We start from the raw sequence: 21,912 nt of genomic DNA on the forward strand, positions 1-21,912 counted from the left end.
ATCACCGGCGGAGCAGATCTGCATACAACGATCGATGGGCCTCGACCAGCCACTCGCGCTGGGCGCGCCGCTCCGCGACGCGGGCCCTCGGCGGGGTGCGCTCCGCGGCCCGGCGCAGTGCGAGGCGCAGCGACTCAGCATCCGGGCGGCCGGCGTCGTCCGCGCGGTATCGAAGCATCGGCGCCTGCTCCGAGAGGCGGCCCACTCCCCGGGGAGCGATGCTCCAGGTGCCGAGATCGAAGCACTCCTCGACCCATCCGGAGTGGGTGGCCCAGCGGTACGGCAGGATGAGCGCGTCCCATCCCTCCAGCTGCCGCCACAGGGCCTCCTCGGCCACGCGCCCTCCCCAGGACACGAGAAACCCGGGGCGCGCCTCCAGGCGCTCCAGCAGCCGCAGCAGTGCGAGATCCCGGCGCGGGAAGCCCGGCCGGCGGACCTCGTCGTGGAGGCGGACGTGGACGCTCGCCCCGGGGCACTCGGGCAGCACGCCCAGCAGGCACTCGAGCAGCGGCCGAGCTGCGAGATTCGCCCGCAGAGCGCCCAGCTGGATGCCGATGCGCAGGTTCCGCCCGCGTTCGAGCGCGGTGCGAGGCTCCGCCGGTCGCGCCATCCGCTCCAGGTCGACCATGTGCGGATGGGGGAGTACCAGCGGCCGGCGACCCCAGCGGGCCTCCACCTCCGCCGCCGCGCCGGGCGTCAGCGTGACGAGCCGGTCGGCGTGCGCGATCAGCAGCGCCGACCGGGCGAGGTGCGCCTCCTGCCCCTCGAGATGAGGATTGACGAGGTCGTGCACCGTGAACACCAGCGGGAGCGCCAGCGCCCGCAGCTCCTCGAGCCAGTGCCGGAGCTGTTCGAGCGAGCGGTGCTCGAAGCCGAAGTGCAGGTGGACGATGTCGAATCGGGCCCGACGCCGCCGCAGCCAGTCGGGATCCAAACCGGGATGGGGCCACCAGGCCCCGGCCGGCAGCCCCGGCGTCACCGGATCGCGCAGCACCCGCACGTCGCCGCCGGGGGAGGCCAGCGCGTGCCGGACGTAGCGGTGCCCGGCCGGAATCGACAGGACGCGGATCGGCGGACGCCCGGTCATGCGGCCGGTCCCCAGTTCCCGCGCTCGTCGCGGCGCGCGAGTCCCAGCCGTTCGAATTCGAGCAGCCAGCCCTGCATCGGCCACCATCCCCAGCGGCGGTGGAACACCGCCGCGTTGCGGAGGATCGAGCGAAGATGCTGCACGGGCGGATCCCGGGTCTCGTGGTACTGGTGGTACACCGGGCAGCCGCCGAGCCACGAGAGGCTGCCGGACATCGAGCGCACCGTGACCGCGAAGTCCGTGTCCTCCGCGCCGTAGCCGACGTAGCCCTCGTCGAACCCGCCTGCGAGCTCGAAATCCTTGGCGCGCATCGCGAACGAGAGCGACCAGAACAGCTCGAATCGCGGCTCGTCCCGCCACTCGCCCTCGGAGAGCGCGGGCTGCCCCTCGCGTCGGACGCCGAGGCGATCCAGGTCGGCGACCGGGTAGGGCGCATCGCCGAGCCGGGGCGGGAGATAGAACACCTCTCCGCACCAGAGCGCGGGGGAGGCCGCCCGCCGCTCCCTCACGGCGCGCGCGTAGCGGGAGACGAGCCGCGGCCCGGGGATGCAGTCGACGTCGAGGAAGACGAGCACCTCCGCGCCGAGCCCGATGGCGGCGGCCGCACCGCGATTGCGCGCCGCCGCGAGCGGAAGGCCGTCCTCGTGCTCGTCGATGCGCACGATCACGGTCTCCCAGGGAACGGATCCGCGCGGCGGCGTCTCCGCCTCGATCATCGGATCGCCCATCGCCACGATCACATGCCACCGGGGCGGGGCCTCCTGACGGGCGAGCCCGCCGATCTGCTCGCGCAGGTGCCGGTGCCGCCCCTGGACGATGGTCAGCACCGCGACATCGGGGGCGCTCATGCCTCGCCTCCGTGACGGCGGTAGACGGAGAGGAGCGCGGCGGCGGCGCCGTCAACCCCATCGCCTTCCCAGCGGTCCCACCCGTCGCCGCCGCGTCGCAGCGCCGCGGCGAGCAGCCCGGGCCACTGCGCGGGCTCGGGCCAGGAGTCCGGCGTCTCGGCGAGATCGAGGCGGGCCAGGGCGCGCGCTGTGGCGAGCTGCTCGTCGAACGGTCGGGGTACGGGGATCACGACCGCCGGGCGGCGGGCGGCCGCGACGTCGGCAACCGCGTTCTCGCCCGCAGACACGATCACCGCATCCGCACCGCTCAGCTCGGACCACAGCCGCTCGGGTCCGACGAAGCCGCCCGTTCCGCCTCGCTGCAGCCACTCCCAATCGGGAGTCGCCTCGGCGGCGGCCTCGATCTCGCGCGGTGCGGGGCCGCCGCCGCCCGTGCCGCCGAGGACGAGCACCCGCCGCCGGTCCACGGCGCGGTCCGCGGCGGGTGCGCGTCCCGCGAACCGCGAGATGGCCCCCACATGGATCGTCTTCGAGTCCCAGGGCCGGGGGCCGCGCGGCGCATCCGCCTCGACCGGCCGGGCGGCGAGCAGCAGCTCGGCGATGCCGTGGGCGAGCCGATGGGGCGCGTCGTCGCGTTCGCCGGGGAGCAGCATCACGGCCACCGGGATGCCCAGGAGCCGGCAGAGCACCGCGGCCTCCACGGACACGTCCACCAGCACGAGCCGCGGTCGCAGCCGCTGCAGGGCCGCGGCCATCGCCGCGTGACGCTCGAGCAGGCCGGGATGGTGCAGGGGTGCCCAGTGCAGCGCGCCGCCGGCGGCGACGTCGGCGCGCTCCGGCCGCACATCGGCGTCGTCGGCCGCGAGCGGCACCCACATCCCGGGCCAGCCCTGCGGCGCCTCTCCGGTGCCGAATCCGACGACGGGCACGCCGAGCCGCCGTGCGATGAGCGTGCCGCGGATGCGATGGCCGCTGCCGTGATGATGGAGGTAGAAGCCGATCATGCGGGCACCACCGAACGGTAGCCGGCATAGATCTCCAGATGCCGCCGGACCATCGCCGCGAGCGAGAGCGAGTCCACGGCGTGCCGTCGGCAGTCCTCGCGCGGGTAGGCGAGGACGTCTTCGAGCGTGTCGACCGCGGCGTCGACATCCCCCGGGCGCACGAGCATCGGCGAGCCCTTCGGCACGATCTCCGGAAGACCGCCGCGGCGCCACGCGAGCAGCGGGGTGCCGCACGAGAGCGCCTCGGCGGCGACCAGGCCGAAGGGCTCCTCCCAGTCCGGCGTCACGAGCGCGGCCGCGCTCTCCCCGACGAGGGCCGCGAGCTCCCGGGTGCGCAGATGTCCCACGTACTCGACGCCGCCGCCCAGGCGGGGCCGGATCTCGGCGTCGAAGTAGTCGGGGTCGGGCACGGGGCCCGCGATGCGGAGCGGCAGGCCCGCCGCCCGCGCGATGGCGATCGCGTCCGTCGGCGCCTTCTCCGGCACCAGGCGCCCGGACCACGCCAATGCTTCCCCGCCGGGGCCCTGGCGCCAGAGCTCCGTATCGACGCCGCAGTGCACGACCCGGGCGTCGACGAGGTGGCGCCACTGCGCCGAGGTGTGCGCCGAGACGGCCAGGAAGCGCGGCTCCATCCCCGTGCCGCGAAGCGCCCTCGCGCACTGCACGGCGGATTCCAGCCAGGGCACCGGCGGAGTGTGGAGCGTCGTGAGCAGCGGCGCGGCGAGCAGCGGCTGCAGGGCGATCGGCAGGTGATGCAGGCTGTGGTTGTGCACGATGTCCACGTCGTTGCGCACGGTCAGCTCGAGCATGGCCCGCAGATACGTGTGGTGCGCCTCGATCCGCTCGGTGTCCGGCATCGAGACGTCCGCCCTGGCAGCCTCGCTCAGCCGCAGCGCGGGCGCATCCAGGAATTCCACGCCAGGTATCGGCGTGGATCCCGGGGCGGCGAGCAGACTGACCCGCATGCCGTGCTCGGCGAGCCCGCGGGCCAGATGCCACGTCATCGACTCCAGGCCGCCGTGGAACGGCTGCCGCAGGGGGAATCTGGTGTGTGCGAGCAGGACGATGTGCATGGATTCCCGGCCCTTTCCGAAACGGTATGGGGCGAGGCTATGGAGCGGCGATTCCGCGCGGCACACCCCTGGGGGTGAGCCACGGCGCGCCCGCGGATCGCCGTGAATCTCCCACGCAACATTGGCCGATCATCTGCGAAAGTAGTAGTCCACAGGGAGGAATGGAGCACGAATGACAGTGACCGAGGACCGCGACAGCCGAGCCTCCGACCCGAAGGCGATGGGGATGCACATCCCGTCGTACCCGGCGAAGCCCAAACTGCGCGGGTGGATCCATGCGGGCACGCTGCCGGTCGCGATCGCGCTCGGCGTGGTGCTCATCTGCCTCGCCCAGGGCACGGCCGCGAAATGGGCCTCGGCGGTGTTCCTCACGACGTCGATCCTGCTCTTCGGCATCTCGGCGCTCTACCACCGGTTCCACTGGTCGGAGAGGGCCACGGCGCTGCTGCGCCGCCTCGACCACTCGAACATCTTCCTGCTCATCGCGGGCACGTACACGCCGATGGCGGTGTGCGCGCTCGAGCCCCCGAAGAGCACGATCCTGCTCGGCGCGGTGTGGGCCGGCGCCCTCATCGGCATCTTCTTCCGCGTCGTCTGGCTCTCGGCGCCGCGCTGGCTCTACGTGGCGCTGTACATCGCGCTGGGATGGGTCGCGATGATCTTCATCGTGGACCTCGTCCAGGCCAACGTCGCGGGCATGGTGCTCGTGCTCGTCGGCGGCATCGCGTACTCGGTGGGCGCGGTGTTCTACGCCCTCAAGCGGCCGAACCTCGTGCCGGGGGTGTTCGGCTTCCACGAGCTCTTCCACCTGTGCACCGCGGTGGCCTTCGCCTGCCACTGGGTGGCGATGCTCCTCTTCGTGCTCGACCCGGTCGGCGGGGCGGCCTGATCCGCCTCCCCTGAATCCGGCTCAGCCGCGCAGCACCGCGACGCCGTTCGCGATGCGTCGGCGCACGAGCCAGGACTCGATTACGAGCGTCGCGCCGATGAGCAGCATGCCCAGCGCGAACCAGAGCACGGGCCCGGCGATGTCCCCGCTCGGGGTGAGCAGCACGCGATCCTCGGTCTGCCAGGGCCAGAGCGCCCGCAGCGAACCGGCCATGAGCCCGGTCATGATCGCGAGGGTGATGCGTCGGCGATGCCGCAGCAGCCACTGCAGCCCCCGCACGAACAGTCCGAAGCCGATCGCCATGCCCGCGAGGAACAGGCCCAGGTAGGCGAGGTCGCGATCGTTCACGGCTGCGAGGGTCGGCGCGTACATGCCGAGCAGCAGCAGGATGAACGATCCGGACATGCCGGGCAGCGCCAGGGCGCACACCGCCAGCGCGCCGCCCACCGCGATCATGAGCGGCCCGGGCTCCGCCCCCGCCGCGGCGGGCAGCCCGGTGACTAGGAAGGCCACCACCGCGCTGGGCGCGGCCAGCGCCCACTCGCGCCAGGTCCAGCGTCCGCCGACCATGCGCGCCGGCACCCACAGGGCGACGAGGATGAGCCCCGCGAAGAACGCCCGGGATTCGACGGGATGCGCCTCGACGAGGGGCGCGACGATGCGCGCCGCGAGCAGCAGCCCGCCGACCATGCCCACGGCGAGGGGGACCAGCAGCGGCCAGGCCACCGCGCGGAAGTGCTTCTTCGCGGTGCCGAGCCCGCGGCCGCGCGGCGGATCGACGACGAGGTGGACGAGCCCGCGCACGAACTCGCTCGCCGAGTCGATCAGGCGCTCGTAGACGCCGATGATCAGGGCGAGGGTTCCGCCGCTGACGCCGGGGATGATCTCGACGATGCCGATGAGGGCGCCGCGGATGAGGTCGATGAGCACGCGGAGCAGGGTCATGGCCGCCTTTCGCGGAAGGTGATGGGCAAAGTGCTAAGGCTACTCGGCGCGCGCCGGGCGCCGCATCGGCTCACGCGTCGAGATCGTCCACGCCCGGCGTCCAGCTGCACCCGGGCGTGTTCCAGCCGCGCTTGCGCATCACCTTGAACGCCTGCTTCCACAGCGGCAGCTTGAGCCGGTCGACGTAGATGACGCCGTCGAGGTGGTCGTACTCGTGCTGCAGGATGCGCGCGAACCAGCCCTCGGCGGCGATCTCGAAGGGCTCGCCCTCGATGTCGCGGGCCCGCAGGAGCGCACGCTCGGATCGTCGCAGCGCGAACCGCTCCCCGGGCACGGACAGGCAGCCCTCCTCCTCGTCCTCCTCGAGCGCGTCGAGGGACTCGGGCACGGCGGGGGCGAGCCACAGCTCCGGATCGATCGCGACGCCGCGATGCGCGGTGCCGTCCTCCTCCTCGTAGCTGTAGACGAAGAGCCGCTTGTTCACGCCCACCTGCGGACCGGCGAGGCCGACGCCCGGAGCGAGGTCCATGGTCTCGTACATGTCGCGCACGAGTGCGCGGATCTCGTCGGTGATCTCGCCCACCGGCTCGGCGGGCTCGTGCAGGACCGGGTCTCCGTAGATGCGGATCGGCAGAATCGTCATGGCTGCAAGCCTATCGGCGCGGACGTTGCGCGGATTGCCGTCTCGAGTCCGTAGACTCCTGCACTGTGCTTGCCCCGACTCTCGCCGCGCTCGACGCGACCCTGGACATCGGCCTCTCGCCGCGCCAGCTGATCGGCATCCCGATCGCGGTGCTCGGCGCGGTGCTGATGTCGGTGAGCGCGATGCTGCAGCATCGCGGGGTGTCGAAGGTGGACGCGGACTCGGGCGCGCAGGGCGCCGAGGGGCTCGGCATGAAGCAGTTCCTGGCGCTGCTGCGCCGGCCGAGCTGGCTGTTCGGCACGGTGCTCATCGGCGTCGCCATCCTGCTGCAGTTCGGGGCGCTGCTCTTCGCGCCCCTCGTCGTCGTGCAGCCCATCGGGGTCATCTCGCTCATCGTCACGACCATCATCTCGGCCAGGCAGGCCAGGGCGAGGCTGCGCCGGAGCAAGGTCACGGCCGTGATCACGAGCGTGGTCGGCGTCGGCGGGTTCGTGACGGCGGCGGCGATGGCGGCGACCGATACGCCGATCGGCCCGCGGGAGACCGTCACGGTGCTCATCATCGCCGGGGCGGTGGTGCTGCTCACCGCCGTCGCCTTCCTCGTCTTCCGGCGCACCTCGCACCGGGGCATGTTCTACATCCTCGCCGGGGGAGTGCTCTACGGGTTCGTCGCGACCTTCGCGAAGCTCATCCTCACGGGCCTTCGCGAGGGCCGGTTCGACGGGCTCTCGCTGGTGTGCCTCGCCGCGCTGCTCGTCACCGTGGCGGTCGGCGGCTACTTCGTGCAGACCGCCTACGCCTCCGGCTCCACCGACATGGTCATCGCGGGGCTCACGGTCGTCGACCCCATCGTGGCGGTGACGATCGGCATCGTGGTGCTGCACGAGACCGCGGCGGCCACGCCCGTGACGCTCGTGCTCTTCGTCGTGTTCGGGGCGATCGCCATCGCGGGGGTGTTCCTGCTCAACTCGAGCCAGACCGCGGCCGAGATCGCGGCCGCGCGCCGGCACGCGCTCGGCGTCAAGACGGGCGGCATCGCGGCGCCCGTATCAGACCCCGCCGATCCTCCGACACCCGGTTACCCCGACCCAGGTCGGAGGGAAACCGATACCTGAGTCGGCGTCGAATAACGCCCATGCCCGCCGCTCGCCATTTAGGCTTAGGGGATACTCAGCGCGCGTTCCACGAGAAGCGCGCTCGCCGAGCGTCGCCGAAGCATCCGTGCCGACCAGCAATCCACAGAGGACACCGACACCTTGCCTGACCAGTCACCAGCCGAGCCGCAAGGACGACCGATTCGTCTGCTCATCGCCGCCGACACCTTTCCGCCGAACGTGAACGGGGCCGCGAAGTTCACGGTCAATCTCGCGAGCGAGATGGCGGCGCGGGGGCACGATGTGCACGTCGTGGTGCCCGCCGCGTCGCGGCGCCACGGCACCTGGCGCGAGGAGTACGACGGGCAGTCCATCACGGTGCACCGCCTGCCGTCCGATCGCTGGTGGCCGCACGACTGGCTGCGGTACGTCAAGCCCTGGCGGGCGCGTGCGCACATGCGCCGCGTGCTCGACGAGGTGCAGCCGGACGTCATCCACTACCAGTCGGCGGTGGTGCTCGGCCGCGCCGCGGTGCGCGAGGGCGCTCCGCGGGGCATCCGCATCATCGGCACGAACCACCTCATGCTCGAGAACCTCCTCGAGCACACGATGCTGCCGATGCCGCTGCAGCAGCTCGGATCGAGGATCTGGTGGCGGGATGCGCACAAGACCTTCGACGCGACGCACGCGCTGACGACGCCGACACGGCGGGCGGCCGACTTCCTCGAGCGCAACGGCGGCCTCGACCGCGTGCTCGCCATCTCGTGCGGTCTGCGCGCAAGCGACTACACGCCCAGCTTCGATCCCGAGAAGAAGCCGCGCATCGTGTTCGTGGGGCGCGTCACGGGGGAAAAGCAGATCGACGTGCTCATCAAGGCGTTCGCGAAGCTCGACCCGGCGCTCGGCGCATCGCTCGAGATCGTCGGCGGAGGCGACCAGAAGGCGGCGCTCGAGAAGCTCTCCCGCGAACTCGGCGTCGACGACCGGACGACGTTCCACGGCTACGTCACGGACGAGGAGCTCCGGCAGATCTACACGGAGTCGACCGTGTTCGCGATCGCCTCGATCGCCGAGCTGCAGTCGATCGCGACGATGGAGGCGATGGCCACCGGCCTGCCGATCGTCGCGGCGAACGCGATGGCGCTGCCGCACCTCGTGCACGACGGCGAGAACGGCTACCTCTTCGCCCCTGGCGACGTGGACGCCTGCCGGCGGGCGCTCGAGAAGGTGCTCACCGCCCCGCAGGAGGTGCGTGATCGCCTCGGCCGGGCCAGCCTGCGCATGGTGCAGCCGCACGACATCGACACGACGATGGCGCTGTTCGAACGGCTCTACCGCGGCGAGTCGACGGAGCAGGTGGCGCTCGACTCGTTCAACGAGCAGGACGACTCGCTCGACAACGTCGTGGAGGCGGTCACCGGCGCGATCCCTACCGTGCAGCGCGACAGCGAGGGGCGCCGGCGGCAGTAGCGGGGCGGGGCCGTGTCCGACCACGGTGCGGATGGCAGCCCGGCTGACTCGCCGGACTGGCGGATCGTGATGGGCGAGGACTCCGGTAGGACGAATGACGGTGCTCCGGAAGCCCGGTGCGCCGCGCTGGAGCGGGCGCGTCGCGCCGCGTTGGAGCTGATCTCGATCCTGGGGCCTGGGATCGAGGCGGGGGATGCGTCTGCGACGGAGACTGCATCCTCGGCGGCGAGGTCGCGCGCAGCGGCCCTATTGGAATCCGCACTCAGGGAGGCGCATCGGATGGGCGTCTCGACCGATGAGCTTGCGACGGAATGCCGACTGGCGCACGAGATGGTGCAGGTGACGGTGCGGGGCGGCGCGCTGTTCGGCGAAGGCTGACGTTCTCGAGGGGTGCGTCTCCTGCGGGCTGTGCTTCTCGAGACTGTGCTTCTCGAGACTGTGCTTCTCGAGGCTGTGCTTCTCGAAGACGCCGAGCTCCATTTCGGAGTCTGCCGGTGGGGCCCGAGCCGATGGCGGCAGCCGGTGCGGGTGGAGTACCTGTTATTACGGTCGGGCACGGGAGCCGCATGGGCGCCGTATCGCTTAGCGCCCGGGTCTGTGATGACGGTGAGACCCAGCCGTCTCAGCGAGGCCTGGCGCAGTTCCGGAAGGCTTCGGCTCCGGCGACCATGGGCCCGAGTGGTCGTCCCCATGGGACGGCTGAGGGCATGTGGTGCCGAGACGGTCACTCGCATGACCGCGCTCCGCTGCGAGGGGCGCTGGTGGGACGGGCCGCATGTCGGTGGCTCGTGGTCTACTGCGGGTATGAGGTTGAATTCGCTGTTGCGTTCCCCGAAGCATGCCGGGATGCCCGCCGGCAAACGTCACTGGGGTGGCAGCGCGGTGACGGCTGCGAGGGTGGGAACACACAGGGTTGAAGTCGCTGCGGAGTTATCCACAACCCGAAGAAACCAGCGACCCGCGTAGTAGAATGAATGCACGAATACCGCAGGCAACCAGACCGTATGCGAAGGGGGGGGAGACGATGACCACGACCAATACCGGCACCACGGGTGCCAACACCACAGCCGTGACGGGCACCACGGGTACGACTGGCACCACGGATGCCCCCGCCCCGAGCGGTAGCGCTTCTTCTGCCCCTGATGCTCGCAACCGCGCAGGCAGCGCCTCCGGGAATGACCGCACCCACCAGAGCGCTCCTTCTCGCCCTGTGGGGACCCCGGAACACCTCAAGGGTGGCACCCGCACCCCGGCAGCCATGCACAACCGGCGCCTACTCCTGGACGCGCTCGGTCACGCGGCGAAACTTCGGGCTTCCGCGGAAGCCCTCGAAGCGCAGTTGTTGGCCGCCTCGTATGAGCATTGCCGGGAGATCACCGCGGGCCATGGGGCTGACGCGTTTGAGCAGGAACTCAAGTCGCTCGCGGCGGAGATCGGCGCGGTTACGCGCACCAGTGACCGTACCGTCGCCGCGAAGCTCAACGCGGCACCCGCCCTGGAAGCCCGCTATCCCCGTACCGCGGATGCCTGGGGACAGGGTTCGATCAGTACCGGGCATGTGCGGGTGATCGAGTCCTGCGGCGACGGTCTCACCCGCCCCGAGTCGATCCGCACGTATGAGGAACTCGTCGTTGCCAAAGCCCTGGAAACCACGCCGGGTCGGTTGCGGGGGTACGCGAAGCGTGTCGCCGCGGACCTGGAACCCGAGGAAACCGAGCAGCGTCTTCGCCAGGCGCAGGACGACCGCCGCGTGTGGCTCCAGGACGAGCCTGATGGCATGTGCCAGCTCTCCGCACTCCTGCCCGCGGTCGTGGGCGCGGGCATCTTCGACCGCCTCACCCAGACCACGAAACAGCTCCACGCCCCGGGCCATGACGAACACGACGCGCGCACCTTCGAGCAGACCCGCGCCGATGTGCTCGCGGACCTGTTATTGACCGGGCAGGTCGCCCCGGGCTCGCCGAATCACGTGGCAAAACCGATCCAAGCGACCGTCGCGATCACGGTGCCCGCGGTGTCGTTGATCACTGCAGACCGCGCCAGGGCGACGGGCTCGGACATCCGGGCCGCAGCGATGGACGATCCCACGCCTGCTGTCGCCGGTCCCGAGCCCGCTGCCGTCGGTGCCACACTGACCGTCGCCGACATCGCCGGTGCGAGCGCTACAGGCGCCCATGCCCCGGGCATCGCCACACCCGGCGCGTGCGCCGCGTGCGCCGGTGATCATGAGGATGTCCACCCCGAACACACCGCTACCGGTGGGGAGCCGGTCTCACTGGCCGCGTTCACCGGTCCTGCGGAACTTGCCGGTCGCACCCCGATCCCGATCCACACCGCCCTCGAGTTCTGCGGGGACACGGCGACGTGGTTCCGGGTGCTCACCGACCCGCTCGACGGCACGCCATTGACCGCGGAGACCTACCGGCCACCCGCCGCGCTGCGTCGGTTGCTGCAGGTGCGGGACGTGACCTGCGTGGCCCCCGGCTGTCGCCGGTTGGCGAAGGACTGTGATATCGACCACACCACCCCGTGGGCTGCAGGCGGCGACACGAAGTACGAGAATCTCGCGGTGCTGTGTCGCGGGCATCACACGATGCGTGAAGCCGGGTGGGTGCTGGAGCAGGATGGTCCCGGCCGCATGGTGTGGGTGTCGCCGACGGGGCAACGGTTCGTCGTCTACGAAGACCACGTCGCACCAGGGCTGAGGCATGCCGGACGACGGCGCACGTATCAGCCCTGCCCGGGTCAGCAGCATGTGGGATCACAACATGCGGGTCAGCAACACGTGGGCAGACAGCGCGAGGAGCGAGGCCACGAGCAGGGGAGCCGCGTGGTGCGTCATCATATGCATCGGAGAACCGGAAGCCGGCCGGGCGCGGAAGCCTCGGGAGACGACCCACCACCGTTCTAGGCATGAGTTTTCATGCCTCTACAGCGAGACGCTCTACGAGACTGCCTTCCATACACCGATCATTTCGCAGCCGTCGCGGCACCAAAGACGGCTCACAAAGTGCGTCTCGTTTCGGCGCCACTCAAAACAGGGTTGCGAGACCCCATCACCGGCCCAGCGCCGGGGTGCGATCTCGTCTCGTCAAGAAGGTGTCTGTGAGACGCCCTGAGATACTGGGCGCCTGCCTGAGATCCGCACGCCGCGGCCTGGGTCAGGCTCGCCGACGACGTCGCAGCGGTGCACCGGCAGGACGGAGGATCGACCACCGTGTGACCTCGGGAATCGCCCATCACCCATTGACAAAATAATCTTTTACGTACAAGGATCGTCGTATGAGGGACGTCATGCACGTGGAGACGATCGCGCAGGCCGAGGCGCTGTTCACGCCGCAGCGCGTCGAGGTGCTCCGGTCGCTGGATGAGCCGCGGTCGTGCACCGAGATCGGCGTAGTGCTCGGTCAGACGCCGCAGAAGGTCTACTACCACGTCAAGAAGCTGCTGAGCGCCGAGCTCGCCCTGCAGGTGGACGAGCGACGGGTGCGAGGCATCCACGAGGGCGTCTACCAGGCAGCGGCCAGGTCGTACTGGCTCTCGCCCCGGCTGCTCGGGACGATCGGGAAGCGGCCGGTGCGCGACGAGCTGAGCCTGGGCTATCTGCTGCAGCTCGTCGAGGACGTGCAGGTCGATCTCTCTCTGCTCGACGGCGGGCAGCCCGACGACGAGGAGAGCGCTGCACAGCTGGCGACTCTGGGCGTCTCCGGTGAGATCCGGCTGCGGGCGCAGGACCGGCCGGCGTTCCTGGCGGACCTGCGGCAGACGCTGCAGGGCCTGTTTGCCCGCCACGGGGGCTCGGGGGGCGAGGTTCTCCGGCTTGCCGTGGCCTGCTACCCGAGGCCCGACGCGGGTCCCGATACGAAGGAGACCAGATCATGAACGACGTCCTGGGCCTGCAGGCCCGCATCTCTGCTCGACCGGAGGAAGTGTACGAGGCACTGACCGACGAGAGCGCCTTGACGACGTGGCTGGCCGAGCACGCGGTTGTATCACCGGACGAGGACAGGTATGGGTTCTGGGGGCCGTCGGTCCCCCAGGGCGACCGCGCTCACCAGAGACTCCTGGCCATGGAGCCTGGACGGCTGCTGCGGTTCGAGTGGACGCTCGACGACAGAGCCACGGTCGTGGAGATCGAGCTGGCCGGTGACGGCAGGGACACCGTGCTGAGCCTGCGGCAGGACGGCATGCCGACGCTCGAGGAGCTGATGAACCCACCTGGACGGCGTGACGGACTGCACTCCATGCACACCTTCTGGGGACTGGCGCTGGCCAGCCTCGCCGAGCACGTCGAGGGCCGGCAGCTGACTCCGCGGGCCGACTTCCGCCCCGAGCGCGCGCCGGAGATCCGCGTGCGCATGGAGATCGGCGCGCCGCCTGAGGCTGTGTTCGCCTCGCTCACGGACTCCGCGCTGGCGTCGCGCTGGTTCGGCTGGGAGGTCGAGGTCGAGCCGCGGCTCGGCGGCGCGGTGACGCTGGGGGCCGAGGGGAAGATCTTCGAGTTCGAGCCCGGCAAGGGCTTCGCGTACGAGGACGGCGAGGGCTCGATCACGCGCTGGGAGCTCGAGGGGTCCGACGGCAGGACGTTCCTGACCTTCGTGCAGAGCGGCTACACCGAGGACGAGTGGGACAGCGCGGCGCAGCACGAGGCGGGCTGGCTCGGCAGCCTCGCCGACCTGAAGCGCATGCACGAGCTCGGCGACGCCTGGACGCCGCTCACCACCGAGCTGCCGTCGGACGAGCAGGACGGGGACGCAGACTGAGCCTCATCCAGGCACCGGATCCCCTGAGCACAAGCTCAGGGGTCCATCGCTATCGCGGCCGTCTATGCTCCGGGGAGCTCCGGGCACTCCAGCACCTCGACGGAGTTGCCGGTCATGAGCGTGAGATGCGGATGGTCGCGGAAGATCCCTGCGGCATCCTCGAGCGACTCGGCCTCGACGATCGCATAGGCGACCTTGCCGTCCTCGAACGGCTCGATCCCGGCGCTCGTCACCCGCTGCTTGCGGAAGAGCGGCGCGCCCGGGTCGACGAGCCGAGTCTCGTGCGCCTGCGCCCACGCAGCCCACGCGCTCATGAACTCCGCCTGCTGCGCGTCGCTCAGCGCGGTCTTGTCGGCGTCGTCTGCCGTGCCGTTCAGGATCGCGAGGTACTTGCCCATGGCGCCGAGTCTAGTTCCGTGCCCACCCCAGGGTCATCCTTCATCAGGTCACCCGTGCGCGCCGCGTCCGGCGATCCCGCGGTTCGTCTCGGCGATCGCGGCCCGGTCGGCCTCGGAGAGGCCTGCGCGTTCCAGGACGCGGCCGAGGAACTCGCTCTTGAGCGAGATGTACTCGTCGATGTCGACGGCCACCTCGGCAGCGTGCCGCTTCACCTGGGCGTATTCGTCCCGCAGGGCCGGGTCTGCTCGCAGTACGTCCCGGACGGCGAGGTGGTTGCGCAGGGCCAGTGCGCCCTCGATGGCGGCGTAGGTGTTGGTCGGGGCGAAGCGCTCGGGTGTGACGAAGGCATAGCGGCCGGAGACGCCGAGGTCGCCCCGGGAGATGAAGCCGATCTGCTCGAGGGCCGCGGTCGCGGCGTCGACGTCGGGCTCATCGACGACGATGTCGACATCGATCACGGGCTTCGCCGCCAGGCCGGGCACCGAGGTGCTCCCGACGTGCTCGATGCTGCGGTAGGGCACCTGCGATTTCTCGAGGGCGCGGGCGTAGGCGGCTCGCAGCTCCTCGAACCGCGCGGGCCAGCCGGCCTGGTAGTCGACGACCACGACGGCTCGGGACTCAGGCACGGTCACCTGCTCGCGCTCCGGTTCGATGCCGCAGCAGCTCGGGACGCAGCAGCCGTGCGCGCCGGTCGCCTCCGCGCCGACGGAGCGGCGGTAGGCGAGGTCGTCGGGGGCGTCGTGGCAGATACCGTGCTCGCAGACGCGCTCCATGATCCGCCGGTCCCCGCGCCAGCGCAGCGGCGCGTCCCTGAGCGGGTGATCCGAGGGGTTGTGCAGGCAACAGTACGAGCCGGCGCAGGCCGATGCCGGCACGCCACCGAGCACTGCTCCGCCGCGCGTCACGCCGGTGGCGAGGTCCGTGCTGCTGAGCCACCAGAGCTCGCGCTCGTCGGAGGTCATGTCGCGCGGCCCCTCTCGTGGTGGTTCGGCTGGTCTTTCAAGCTATCGCGGCCCGAGCCCGCTCTCGAAGGCCCTCGGGCCAGCAGGGCTCGCGTCCACGAGGCCCTCTTCGTGTTCGTTCTCGATCTTCGCTGATCGGCGAGAGTCTCCTCGCGCGCCGCGCTGGCCTGACCGGCGTCGAAATCGATGAGGACCTCTCCGTCAGTCCAGACCCTCGATGGATTTCTCCAGCCGCTCGAGCTTGCCGTCGATCTCGCCCGTGTAGCCCGGCCGGATGTCCGCCTTGATGACGAGCGACACCCGCGAGCCGAACGGCAACACGGCCTCCGTCGCCCGCTTCACGACGCCGAACACCTCGTCCCATTCGCCCTCGATCTCGGTGAACATGGCCGACGTCCGGTTCGGGAGGCCCGACTCCCGGACGACGCGCACGGCCTCGGCGACCGCGTCGTGCACCGACGCGTCTTCGCGCCCGGTGCCGGACGGCGCGACGGAGAATGCGAGCATCATGGTATTCCTCCTCGAATCGGGCCCGGCGTGTTCCCGCTACGGGCGAACATGATTCCAAGGCTAGCGATCCTTCGCGGCAGAATGGAGGCATGACACCTGCGATTTCCCAGCGCACGCACATTCCCCGCGCCCACCGAGTGGTGGTGAAGATCGGCTCCTCCTCGCTCACCCGGGCCGACGGAAGACTCAACGTGCCCGCGCTGCGAAAACTCGTGGATGTGCTCGCCGAAGAAGTGCTCGCAGGCAAGCAGATCGTCCTCGTCACCTCCGGCTCCATCGCCGCCGGATTCATGCCGCTCGGCCTCGACCGCCGCCCCAACGACATCGCCACCAGCCAGGCCGCCGCAGCGGTCGGCCAGTCCTCGCTCATGGCCACCTACACCGACGCGTTCGGCGCCTACGACATCACGGTCGGCCAGGTCCTGATGACCGCCGCCGACACGGTCCGCCGTTCGCGCTACCGCCACGCCCACCAGGTGTTCGAGCGTCTGCTCGAGCTCGGCGCGGTCCCCATCGTCAACGAGAACGACGCGCTCGCCACCAGCGAGCTCCGCTTCGGCGACAACGACCGGCTCGCCGCGCTCGTCGCCCAACTCGTGGGGGCGGATGCCATGTTCCTCCTCACCGACGTCGACGGCCTCTACGACGCGCCTCCCTCGCAGCCGGGCGCCAAGCGCATCCCCGTGGTCGAGAAGATGTCCGACGTCGCCGGAGTCCAGGTCACGGGCCGCGGCAGCGCCTTCGGCACCGGCGGCATGATCACCAAGCTCCAGTCCGCCGAGATGGCGACCGTCACCGGCATCCCCGTCGTCCTCACGCGCGCGCAGGACGTCGCCCCGGCGCTCCGCGGCGAGGACGTCGGCACGCTCTTCGTGCCGACCAACGGCCGCCGGACCCGCCGCAAGGTCTGGCTCGAGCACGCCGCCCAGATGACCGGCCGGCTCGTCGTGGACGACGGCGCGGTTCGCGCGCTCCGCGATCGCGGAGCCTCCCTGCTCGCTGCAGGGATCCGCCAGGTCATCGGCGACTTCGCCGCGGGCGACCCCGTGGAGATCGTCTCGCTCGAGGGCGAGCTCGTCGCCCACGGCCTCATCGCCTACGACTCGAACGAGCTGCCAGGCATGCTCGGGCGCACCACCAACGAGATGGTCGCGGAGCTCGGCGAGGACTACGGGCGGTCGATCGTGCACCGCGACGACCTCATCATCGTGCGCAACACCGTCACCGACGTCGTCACCGGCAGCGGTCTGCCCATCGCCGACTAGCTCGTTAGACTCGCTCCATGACGAATCCAGGCTCGACGAAGACGACTGCCCCCGACACCGCCATCGACGTGCAGACCGAGACCGCAGTCCGCGACATCGCCCGACGCGCCAAGTTCGCGGCCCGATCGCTCGCGACCGCTACCAGCGGCGTGAAGAACGACCTGCTGACCGCGATCGCGGATGCGCTCGTCGCCTCCGCCCCCGCGATCGTCGAGGCGAACGCCGAGGATATGGCCCGAGGAGGCGAGCGCGGGCTCACGGACGGCCTGCTCGACCGGCTGCAGCTCACGGAGGAACGGGTCGCCGGCATCGCCGAAGCGCTCCGCGAGGTCGCCTCGCTGCCCGATCCGGTCGGCGAGATCGTCCGCGGCTCCACTCTCGCCAACGGCCTCAAGCTCAAGCAGATCCGCGTGCCGATGGGCGTCGTGGGGATGATCTACGAGGCGCGCCCCAACGTGACGGTGGATGCGGCGGGGCTCGCGCTGAAGTCCGGCAACGCGGTGATCCTCCGCGGCGGATCGGCCGCGCTCGAGTCGAACCGCCGGCTCGTCGCGGTGATCGGCGATGCGCTCGAGGCGAATGGCTTCCCGCGCGACCTGGTGCAGACCGTCGACGACCACGGCCGCGCCGGGGGAGTGGCACTCATGCGGGCCCGGGGACTCGTGGACGTGCTGGTGCCGCGCGGCGGGGCGGCGCTGATCCAGACCGTGGTCGCCGAGTCGCAGGTGCCCGTCATCGAGACCGGCACCGGCAACGTCCACATTTACGTGGACGCCTCCGCGGACCTCGACAAGGCGCTGCCCATCGTGCTCAACGCCAAGACCCAGCGGGTCGGCGTCTGCAACGCCGCCGAGACGCTGCTCGTGCACGAGGACGTCGCGGAGGAGTTCATCCCGCGCGCCCACGCCGCGCTCGTCGACAAGGGCGTGCGGCTGCACGCCGACGAGCGGGTGCGCAACCTCGTCCCCGGCGGCGCCTCCCTGGCCGAGGCCACCGAGGAGGATTGGGAGACCGAGTACCTCTCGCTCGACCTCGCGATCAGGGTCGTGCCCTCGATCGACGACGCGATCGAGCACATCCGCACCTACAGCTCCGGGCACACCGAGGCGATCGTCACCGAATCGCTTGCGGCGAGCGAGCGGTTCACGGACGAGATCGACGCCGCGGCGATCATCGTGAACGCATCGACGCGCTTCACCGACGGCGGCATGTTCGGCCTCGGCGCCGAACTCGGCATCTCGACGCAGAAGCTGCACGCCCGCGGCCCCATGGGCCTGGCCGAGCTGACGACCACGAAGTGGATCGTCAACGGACAGGGTCAGGTGCGTCCGTAGCGGCTTCCCGCGCGCGATAGAACTCCCGATATCCGACGAGCAGATCCCCGAGGCGGGCGCACGCCTCGAGGATCTGCTCCGTCGTCGCCACGGCGACGCGCTGCAGGATCAGGCCGTCCACCGCGGCGAACACGGCTCGGGCGAAGCTGCGATCCTCGGGGAACCCGTGGCGCGCGAGCGACTGCTGCATGCGGTCGATGTAGGCCGTGTAGAGCGACGCGGTGGTCTGCTGCAGCTGCGGACGCCGATGCGGCGCGGAGACCATCTCGTAGAGGAAGAGCTGGCGCTCGTTCGACGCCTCGAACTCCGCGAAGAACGCCTTGCGCACCTCCGGGTCGAGCGCCAGCTCCACCGAGAAGTCGACGATCTCCACCTGCTCGTCGAAGGCGAGCGCGGTGGCCTCGGCGAGCAGCTCGTCGCGAGTGCCGAAGTAGTGCGTGATCAGCGTGTTGTGCACCTTCGCCTCGTCGGCGATGCGGCGCACCGTCGCGCCCTCGAGCCCGTGCCGACCGACCACGCGGACGGCCGCTCGGATGAGGTCTTCGCGGCCCGTGCCCCGCCGCTTCTTCGTCGTGTGCGCCATGATCCCCTCAGGGTACCCGGCGATTGAGCGCTTGCAGAGCAACGGGGCGCGGGCTCCTCGCGGACGGGCCCGGACGCCTGCCGGGATTGCATGCCCGCTCCGATCGCCGGCCTGCCCGTGCCGGACTACCGGTGCCGGTCGAGGGCGTATTCGGTGAGCTCGCGGATCGTCTGCGCGTCGACGGGCTGCCAGGAGAGCGCGCGGAGGATGACCGCGCCGATGAGGAACTCGGAGATCCGGTCCACGGGGGCGTCGGTCTCGAGCTCGCCGTCCCGTCGCGCGATCTCGAGCCGATGCCGCAGGGCCTCGTCGCCGTTCAGCGCCTCGTGCAGCCGGTGCCCGAAGGCTTCGTTCGCGCTCGCCGCGGCGAAGAGGGAGCGCAGCAGATCGGCGCCGTCCGGCTGCGTCACGGCCTCGGTGATGCGGACCAGCCAGTCGCACACGTCCGCGTCCACATCGCCCGTATCGCGGACGGACATGCGCTCATCCCACAGCAGCCCCTCGAGCAGGCAGTCCGTGAGCAGCTCCGGCTTGCCGTTCCACCAGCGGTAGATGGTCTGCTTGCCGACACCGGCCTCGGCGGCCACGGCCTGGATGCTGAAGCCGTCGTATCCGTGCTCGGTGAACTGGCGCGCGGTCGCCTCGAGAATCGCCCGCCGTGCCTCCTCGCTCCGGACAGGGCCGCTCCTGTGTCGCTGCATAGCCGTCATCGTAGCCCGGAAGCGGCATCCGGATGCGCGCGCCCGGCCACCCCGTCCGCTCGCGGGCACGCACGGGACGCTTCGCCTGCGCCCGCCGATCATGCGAGCATGGACGCATGATCAGACTGCAGGGAGCCGGAGTCGACCACGACGATGCGACGCTGCTCGAGGCGGTGGATCTGCGGCTCGAAGCGGGCGAATCCGCGACCCTGCGCGGCCCCAACGGCAGCGGCAAGACCACGCTCCTGCGCATCCTCGCGGGGCGGCTCGCACCGACCCGCGGCAGTGTCGAGGTCTTCGGCGCCGCCCCCGACTCCCGCAGCGGCGAGTTCCGCCGCCGCGTCGCGGCGGGCATCGACCTGCCGCCCTTCGCCCGAGAGCTCACCGTCCGCGAGCAGGCCGCGATGATCGCCATGAGCTGGGGGATCGACCGGGAGGCCGCGGAGGCGCGAGCGGATGCGGTGCTCGCCGACCTCGATGCCGGAATGATCGCGGATCGCTTCCCGCACGAGCTGTCCTCGGGGCAGACCCAGCTCGCCGCGCTGGCCCTCGTGCTCGTGCGCCCCTTCGACCTGCTCCTGCTCGACGAGCCCGAGCAGCGGCTCGACGCCGACCGGGTGGGCCTGCTCGGCGACGCCCTGCGCGCGCTCCAGGAGGAGGGCCGCGCCATCGTGCTGGCCAGCCACAGCGAAGCGCTCACGAAGGCGCTCGACGGCGCGCGGATCGAGCTGAAGGCGAGCCCCGGCGCGAATGGCGAGACGGAGGCCGCCGCATGACGGCCTCGCTCCGGATGACGATGCAGCTCTGGCGGCAACGGCGCGACGGCGAGGAGGCGCCGAGCGCCGGGTACCGCGTCTACTCGGCACTGCTCGGCCTCGTCGTCCTCGGCGCCCCCGCAGCACGGGGCCTGTGGCTCATGCTCGAGCAGCCCGAGACCCGGGGCGCCCTCGCCGCGTTCGCGGATCCGACGCTGCTCATCCCCGTCGCGGGTGCCGCGCTGCTCTGCGCGCTTGCGGCCGGATCCGTACGGGGCCCGGTCGTCTTCGCGCCGTTCGTCGCCCACGTGCTCGGCGAGGGGCCGCTGCCGCGCTGGCGCATCGCGCTGCGGCCCCTGCTCATCGCCGCGGCAGCGCTCGGGGCCCTCGGTATCGCCCTCGGCGCCCTGGTCGGCGCGGCGGCGGGCGGGGCATCCACGACCCTGATCGCCGCGAACATCGCGACCTCCGGCGCGCTGCCCGCGGCCGCGATGGGGGCGGCCATCGGGCTGTGCCTCGGGCTGCTGGTCGCCGCGCTCTGGCTGGCCGGGCAGGCGGCCTCGCCCCGCGGCAGGCGCCTGCTCGCGCTCGTGCTGATCGGAGCGACGACGGCGGCTGCATGGTCGGCCGGCCGGATGCTCGTCCTCTCGACCACGGATGCGCTGCCGCTCCTGGCCGTCCTCGCCGCCGCGACCGTCCTGATGGCGCTGACGATCCCGCCGCTGCTGCGCCGCCTGCGCACCGAGACGATCGTCGGGCAGTCCCGGCGGTGGCAGGCGGCCCGCGGGCTCGCGACCCACCTCGAGCTCTCGCAGGCGGCGGGGCTCTACGGCGAGCGGCCCGGGCCGGCGCGTCGCATCGGCGCCGTGCGGGGCATCCGACCGCTCGCACTCCGGGTGCTCGTGCGCGATGCGGTGGGCGTGCTGCGCACGCCGGCCAGGGCGCTTGCGGCGGTCGCCGCGCTGGCCGTCTCGGGCGCGCTGATCGCGCTCCTCGTCGCGCAAGGCGGCTCCCTGGTGCCCATGGCGCTGCTCGGCGCCGCCGTCTACACGGCCCTCGGCCCGCTGACGGACGGCCTGCGGCACGCGGTGGACGCCGCGAGCTCGACCTCGCTCTACGGCGTCTCCGACGGCGCGCTCGTGGCCTCGCACGTCCTTCTGCCGCTGCTGGTCGGCGGACTCGTGCTGCTGCTCGGAGGGCTCCTCGCAGCGCCGTGGTCGGGGCTTTCGCCGCTCGGGGCCCTCGCCTCGCTGCTCCTGGCCGCGTCCACGACCCTCCTGCGCGTCGTCGACGCGCTCAAGCCGCCCATGCCGCCCGTGCTGCTGACCCCGATGCCGACACCGGCCGGCGATCTCTCGGCGGCCTCCCGCATCGTGTGGGCCCTCGAGGCGCCGCTCGCGGCGCTGCTGCTGGGGCTCTCGGCCGCGCTGCTCGCCACGGCCCCGCAGGCGTCGGCGGTGATGCTCGTCGCGCTCCTCGCACTGCTCGTGCGGCGCTGGCGGCGGCGCTAGCGGCCGGAACCGTGCCGGCGCCACCGCGGACTTCCCCCAAATCCTCGATAAATATCGGGTTATAGCCTAAATTAAA

Annotated in this window: 21 protein-coding genes; 10 read left to right on the plus strand and 11 right to left on the minus strand. The window is 71.2% G+C overall.

Translation table 11 applies throughout. The features are described from left to right. Window position 1 precedes the first annotated feature (1 nt). Genes FM112_RS00760 through FM112_RS00775 form a run of 4 tightly spaced genes read right to left on the minus strand, consistent with a single transcriptional unit; the run spans window position 2 to window position 4,012 of the window. Complete coding sequence (locus FM112_RS00760; protein WP_087002243.1) at window positions 2-1,087, minus strand: glycosyltransferase; 1,086 nt, start codon at window positions 1,085-1,087, stop codon at window positions 2-4. Further along, entirely contained in the window at window positions 1,084-1,935 is an 852-nt protein-coding gene (locus FM112_RS00765; protein WP_087002246.1) for a glycosyltransferase family 2 protein, read from the minus strand. The genes FM112_RS00760 and FM112_RS00765 overlap by 4 nt, the downstream gene beginning before the upstream one ends. Further along, window positions 1,932-2,939, minus strand: a complete 1,008-nt coding sequence (locus tag FM112_RS00770; protein WP_087002248.1) for a hypothetical protein — start codon at window positions 2,937-2,939, stop codon at window positions 1,932-1,934. The genes FM112_RS00765 and FM112_RS00770 overlap by 4 nt, the downstream gene beginning before the upstream one ends. Continuing rightward, window positions 2,936-4,012 carry a glycosyltransferase gene (locus FM112_RS00775; protein WP_087002250.1) on the minus strand — a complete coding sequence of 359 codons (1,077 nt, stop codon included), beginning with the start codon at window positions 4,010-4,012 and terminating at the stop codon, window positions 2,936-2,938. The genes FM112_RS00770 and FM112_RS00775 overlap by 4 nt, the downstream gene beginning before the upstream one ends. A gap of 220 nt (window positions 4,013-4,232) precedes the next feature. On the opposite strand from FM112_RS00775, the gene FM112_RS00780 reads away from it, so the two are divergent. Beyond that, window positions 4,233-4,901, plus strand: coding sequence for a hemolysin III family protein (locus FM112_RS00780; RefSeq protein WP_087002411.1), 669 nt, complete (start codon window positions 4,233-4,235; stop codon window positions 4,899-4,901). A gap of 21 nt (window positions 4,902-4,922) precedes the next feature. On the opposite strand, the gene FM112_RS00785 is transcribed toward FM112_RS00780, so the two are convergent. Next, window positions 4,923-5,846: a DUF368 domain-containing protein gene (locus tag FM112_RS00785; protein WP_087002252.1), complete on the minus strand. Its 924-nt coding sequence runs from the start codon at window positions 5,844-5,846 to the stop codon at window positions 4,923-4,925. A gap of 70 nt (window positions 5,847-5,916) precedes the next feature. After that, window positions 5,917-6,489: a peptide deformylase gene (def, locus tag FM112_RS00790; protein ID WP_087002254.1), complete on the minus strand. Its 573-nt coding sequence runs from the start codon at window positions 6,487-6,489 to the stop codon at window positions 5,917-5,919. Between the two features lie 65 nt (window positions 6,490-6,554). Between def and FM112_RS00795 the strand changes: the two genes are divergently transcribed. From FM112_RS00795 to FM112_RS00820, 5 genes are all read left to right on the plus strand, one after another. Beyond that, window positions 6,555-7,604 carry a DMT family transporter gene (locus FM112_RS00795; protein ID WP_254910313.1) on the plus strand — a complete coding sequence of 350 codons (1,050 nt, stop codon included), beginning with the start codon at window positions 6,555-6,557 and terminating at the stop codon, window positions 7,602-7,604. A gap of 141 nt (window positions 7,605-7,745) precedes the next feature. Next, window positions 7,746-9,053 carry a glycosyltransferase gene (locus tag FM112_RS00800; RefSeq protein ID WP_176386609.1) on the plus strand — a complete coding sequence of 436 codons (1,308 nt, stop codon included), beginning with the start codon at window positions 7,746-7,748 and terminating at the stop codon, window positions 9,051-9,053. 1,024 nt (window positions 9,054-10,077) lie between these two features. Continuing rightward, complete coding sequence (locus FM112_RS00810; protein ID WP_176386610.1) at window positions 10,078-11,964, plus strand: HNH endonuclease signature motif containing protein; 1,887 nt, start codon at window positions 10,078-10,080, stop codon at window positions 11,962-11,964. Between the two features lie 371 nt (window positions 11,965-12,335). Then, the gene (locus FM112_RS00815) at window positions 12,336-12,935 is read left to right on the plus strand and encodes a helix-turn-helix domain-containing protein (RefSeq protein WP_087002260.1); all 600 of its coding nucleotides are present in this window, start codon (window positions 12,336-12,338) and stop codon (window positions 12,933-12,935) included. Beyond that, window positions 12,932-13,816, plus strand: coding sequence for an SRPBCC domain-containing protein (locus tag FM112_RS00820; RefSeq protein ID WP_087002263.1), 885 nt, complete (start codon window positions 12,932-12,934; stop codon window positions 13,814-13,816). The genes FM112_RS00815 and FM112_RS00820 overlap by 4 nt, the downstream gene beginning before the upstream one ends. 62 nt (window positions 13,817-13,878) lie before the next feature. Here the strand turns inward: FM112_RS00820 and FM112_RS00825 are convergent, their stop codons facing one another. The 3 genes from FM112_RS00825 to FM112_RS00835 all read right to left on the minus strand — a co-directional run bounded on the left by FM112_RS00825 (window position 13,879) and on the right by FM112_RS00835 (window position 15,687). After that, entirely contained in the window at window positions 13,879-14,214 is a 336-nt protein-coding gene (locus FM112_RS00825) for a hypothetical protein (protein ID WP_087002264.1), read from the minus strand. 48 nt (window positions 14,215-14,262) lie between these two features. Beyond that, the gene (locus FM112_RS00830; RefSeq protein WP_254910314.1) at window positions 14,263-15,177 is read right to left on the minus strand and encodes a GrpB family protein; all 915 of its coding nucleotides are present in this window, start codon (window positions 15,175-15,177) and stop codon (window positions 14,263-14,265) included. A 201-nt stretch (window positions 15,178-15,378) separates the two neighbouring features. Next, window positions 15,379-15,687 carry a thiamine-binding protein gene (locus FM112_RS00835; RefSeq protein WP_087002267.1) on the minus strand — a complete coding sequence of 103 codons (309 nt, stop codon included), beginning with the start codon at window positions 15,685-15,687 and terminating at the stop codon, window positions 15,379-15,381. Between the two features lie 89 nt (window positions 15,688-15,776). Between FM112_RS00835 and proB the strand changes: the two genes are divergently transcribed. Together proB and FM112_RS00845 are read left to right on the plus strand one after the other, a co-directional pair. Next, a complete protein-coding gene (proB, locus tag FM112_RS00840; RefSeq protein ID WP_087002269.1) occupies window positions 15,777-16,952 on the plus strand; it encodes a glutamate 5-kinase in 1,176 nt (391 codons plus the stop codon). Between the two features lie 17 nt (window positions 16,953-16,969). Beyond that, the gene (locus FM112_RS00845) at window positions 16,970-18,286 is read left to right on the plus strand and encodes a glutamate-5-semialdehyde dehydrogenase (protein WP_087002271.1); all 1,317 of its coding nucleotides are present in this window, start codon (window positions 16,970-16,972) and stop codon (window positions 18,284-18,286) included. Here the strand turns inward: FM112_RS00845 and FM112_RS00850 are convergent. Together FM112_RS00850 and FM112_RS00855 are read right to left on the minus strand one after the other, a co-directional pair. After that, window positions 18,258-18,869, minus strand: coding sequence for a TetR/AcrR family transcriptional regulator (locus tag FM112_RS00850; RefSeq protein WP_087002273.1), 612 nt, complete (start codon window positions 18,867-18,869; stop codon window positions 18,258-18,260). The genes FM112_RS00845 and FM112_RS00850 overlap by 29 nt on opposite strands. A gap of 125 nt (window positions 18,870-18,994) precedes the next feature. Then, the gene (locus FM112_RS00855) at window positions 18,995-19,570 is read right to left on the minus strand and encodes a TetR/AcrR family transcriptional regulator (protein ID WP_176386611.1); all 576 of its coding nucleotides are present in this window, start codon (window positions 19,568-19,570) and stop codon (window positions 18,995-18,997) included. 116 nt (window positions 19,571-19,686) lie between these two features. Here FM112_RS00855 and FM112_RS00860 point away from each other — a divergent pair, with 116 nt between their 5' ends. Together FM112_RS00860 and FM112_RS00865 are read left to right on the plus strand one after the other, a co-directional pair. Next, the gene (locus FM112_RS00860; protein ID WP_087002277.1) at window positions 19,687-20,346 is read left to right on the plus strand and encodes an ATP-binding cassette domain-containing protein; all 660 of its coding nucleotides are present in this window, start codon (window positions 19,687-19,689) and stop codon (window positions 20,344-20,346) included. Next, on the plus strand, window positions 20,343-21,836 hold the full coding sequence (locus FM112_RS00865; protein WP_087002279.1) for a hypothetical protein: 1,494 nt from the start codon (window positions 20,343-20,345) through the stop codon (window positions 21,834-21,836). Before FM112_RS00860 ends, FM112_RS00865 begins: the two co-directional genes overlap by 4 nt. The last annotated feature ends 76 nt before the right edge of the window (window positions 21,837-21,912 follow it).

The sequence above is a fragment of the Gulosibacter sp. 10 genome, assembly GCF_900163695.1.
GTDB lineage: Bacteria > Actinomycetota > Actinomycetes > Actinomycetales > Microbacteriaceae > Gulosibacter.

Excerpts from the sequence above, each read along its gene's own strand:
- FM112_RS00785 (WP_087002252.1), bottom strand. The coding sequence starts at position 5,846 with ATGACCCTGCTCCGCGTGCTCATCGACCTCATCCGCGGCGCCCTCATC.
- FM112_RS00845 (WP_087002271.1), top strand. The coding sequence starts at position 16,970 with ATGACGAATCCAGGCTCGACGAAGACGACTGCCCCCGACACCGCCATC.
- FM112_RS00830 (WP_254910314.1), bottom strand. The coding sequence starts at position 15,177 with ATGACCTCCGACGAGCGCGAGCTCTGGTGGCTCAGCAGCACGGACCTC.
- FM112_RS00765 (WP_087002246.1), bottom strand. The coding sequence starts at position 1,935 with ATGAGCGCCCCCGATGTCGCGGTGCTGACCATCGTCCAGGGGCGGCAC.
- FM112_RS00810 (WP_176386610.1), top strand. The coding sequence starts at position 10,078 with ATGACCACGACCAATACCGGCACCACGGGTGCCAACACCACAGCCGTG.
- FM112_RS00820 (WP_087002263.1), top strand. The coding sequence starts at position 12,932 with ATGAACGACGTCCTGGGCCTGCAGGCCCGCATCTCTGCTCGACCGGAG.
- proB (WP_087002269.1), top strand. The coding sequence starts at position 15,777 with ATGACACCTGCGATTTCCCAGCGCACGCACATTCCCCGCGCCCACCGA.
- FM112_RS00815 (WP_087002260.1), top strand. The coding sequence starts at position 12,336 with ATGAGGGACGTCATGCACGTGGAGACGATCGCGCAGGCCGAGGCGCTG.
- FM112_RS00780 (WP_087002411.1), top strand. The coding sequence starts at position 4,233 with ATGGGGATGCACATCCCGTCGTACCCGGCGAAGCCCAAACTGCGCGGG.
- def (WP_087002254.1), bottom strand. The coding sequence starts at position 6,489 with ATGACGATTCTGCCGATCCGCATCTACGGAGACCCGGTCCTGCACGAG.
- FM112_RS00760 (WP_087002243.1), bottom strand. The coding sequence starts at position 1,087 with ATGACCGGGCGTCCGCCGATCCGCGTCCTGTCGATTCCGGCCGGGCAC.
- FM112_RS00775 (WP_087002250.1), bottom strand. The coding sequence starts at position 4,012 with ATGCACATCGTCCTGCTCGCACACACCAGATTCCCCCTGCGGCAGCCG.
- FM112_RS00825 (WP_087002264.1), bottom strand. The coding sequence starts at position 14,214 with ATGGGCAAGTACCTCGCGATCCTGAACGGCACGGCAGACGACGCCGAC.
- FM112_RS00865 (WP_087002279.1), top strand. The coding sequence starts at position 20,343 with ATGACGGCCTCGCTCCGGATGACGATGCAGCTCTGGCGGCAACGGCGC.
- FM112_RS00850 (WP_087002273.1), bottom strand. The coding sequence starts at position 18,869 with ATGGCGCACACGACGAAGAAGCGGCGGGGCACGGGCCGCGAAGACCTC.
- FM112_RS00855 (WP_176386611.1), bottom strand. The coding sequence starts at position 19,570 with ATGCAGCGACACAGGAGCGGCCCTGTCCGGAGCGAGGAGGCACGGCGG.
- FM112_RS00835 (WP_087002267.1), bottom strand. The coding sequence starts at position 15,687 with ATGATGCTCGCATTCTCCGTCGCGCCGTCCGGCACCGGGCGCGAAGAC.
- FM112_RS00860 (WP_087002277.1), top strand. The coding sequence starts at position 19,687 with ATGATCAGACTGCAGGGAGCCGGAGTCGACCACGACGATGCGACGCTG.
- FM112_RS00770 (WP_087002248.1), bottom strand. The coding sequence starts at position 2,939 with ATGATCGGCTTCTACCTCCATCATCACGGCAGCGGCCATCGCATCCGC.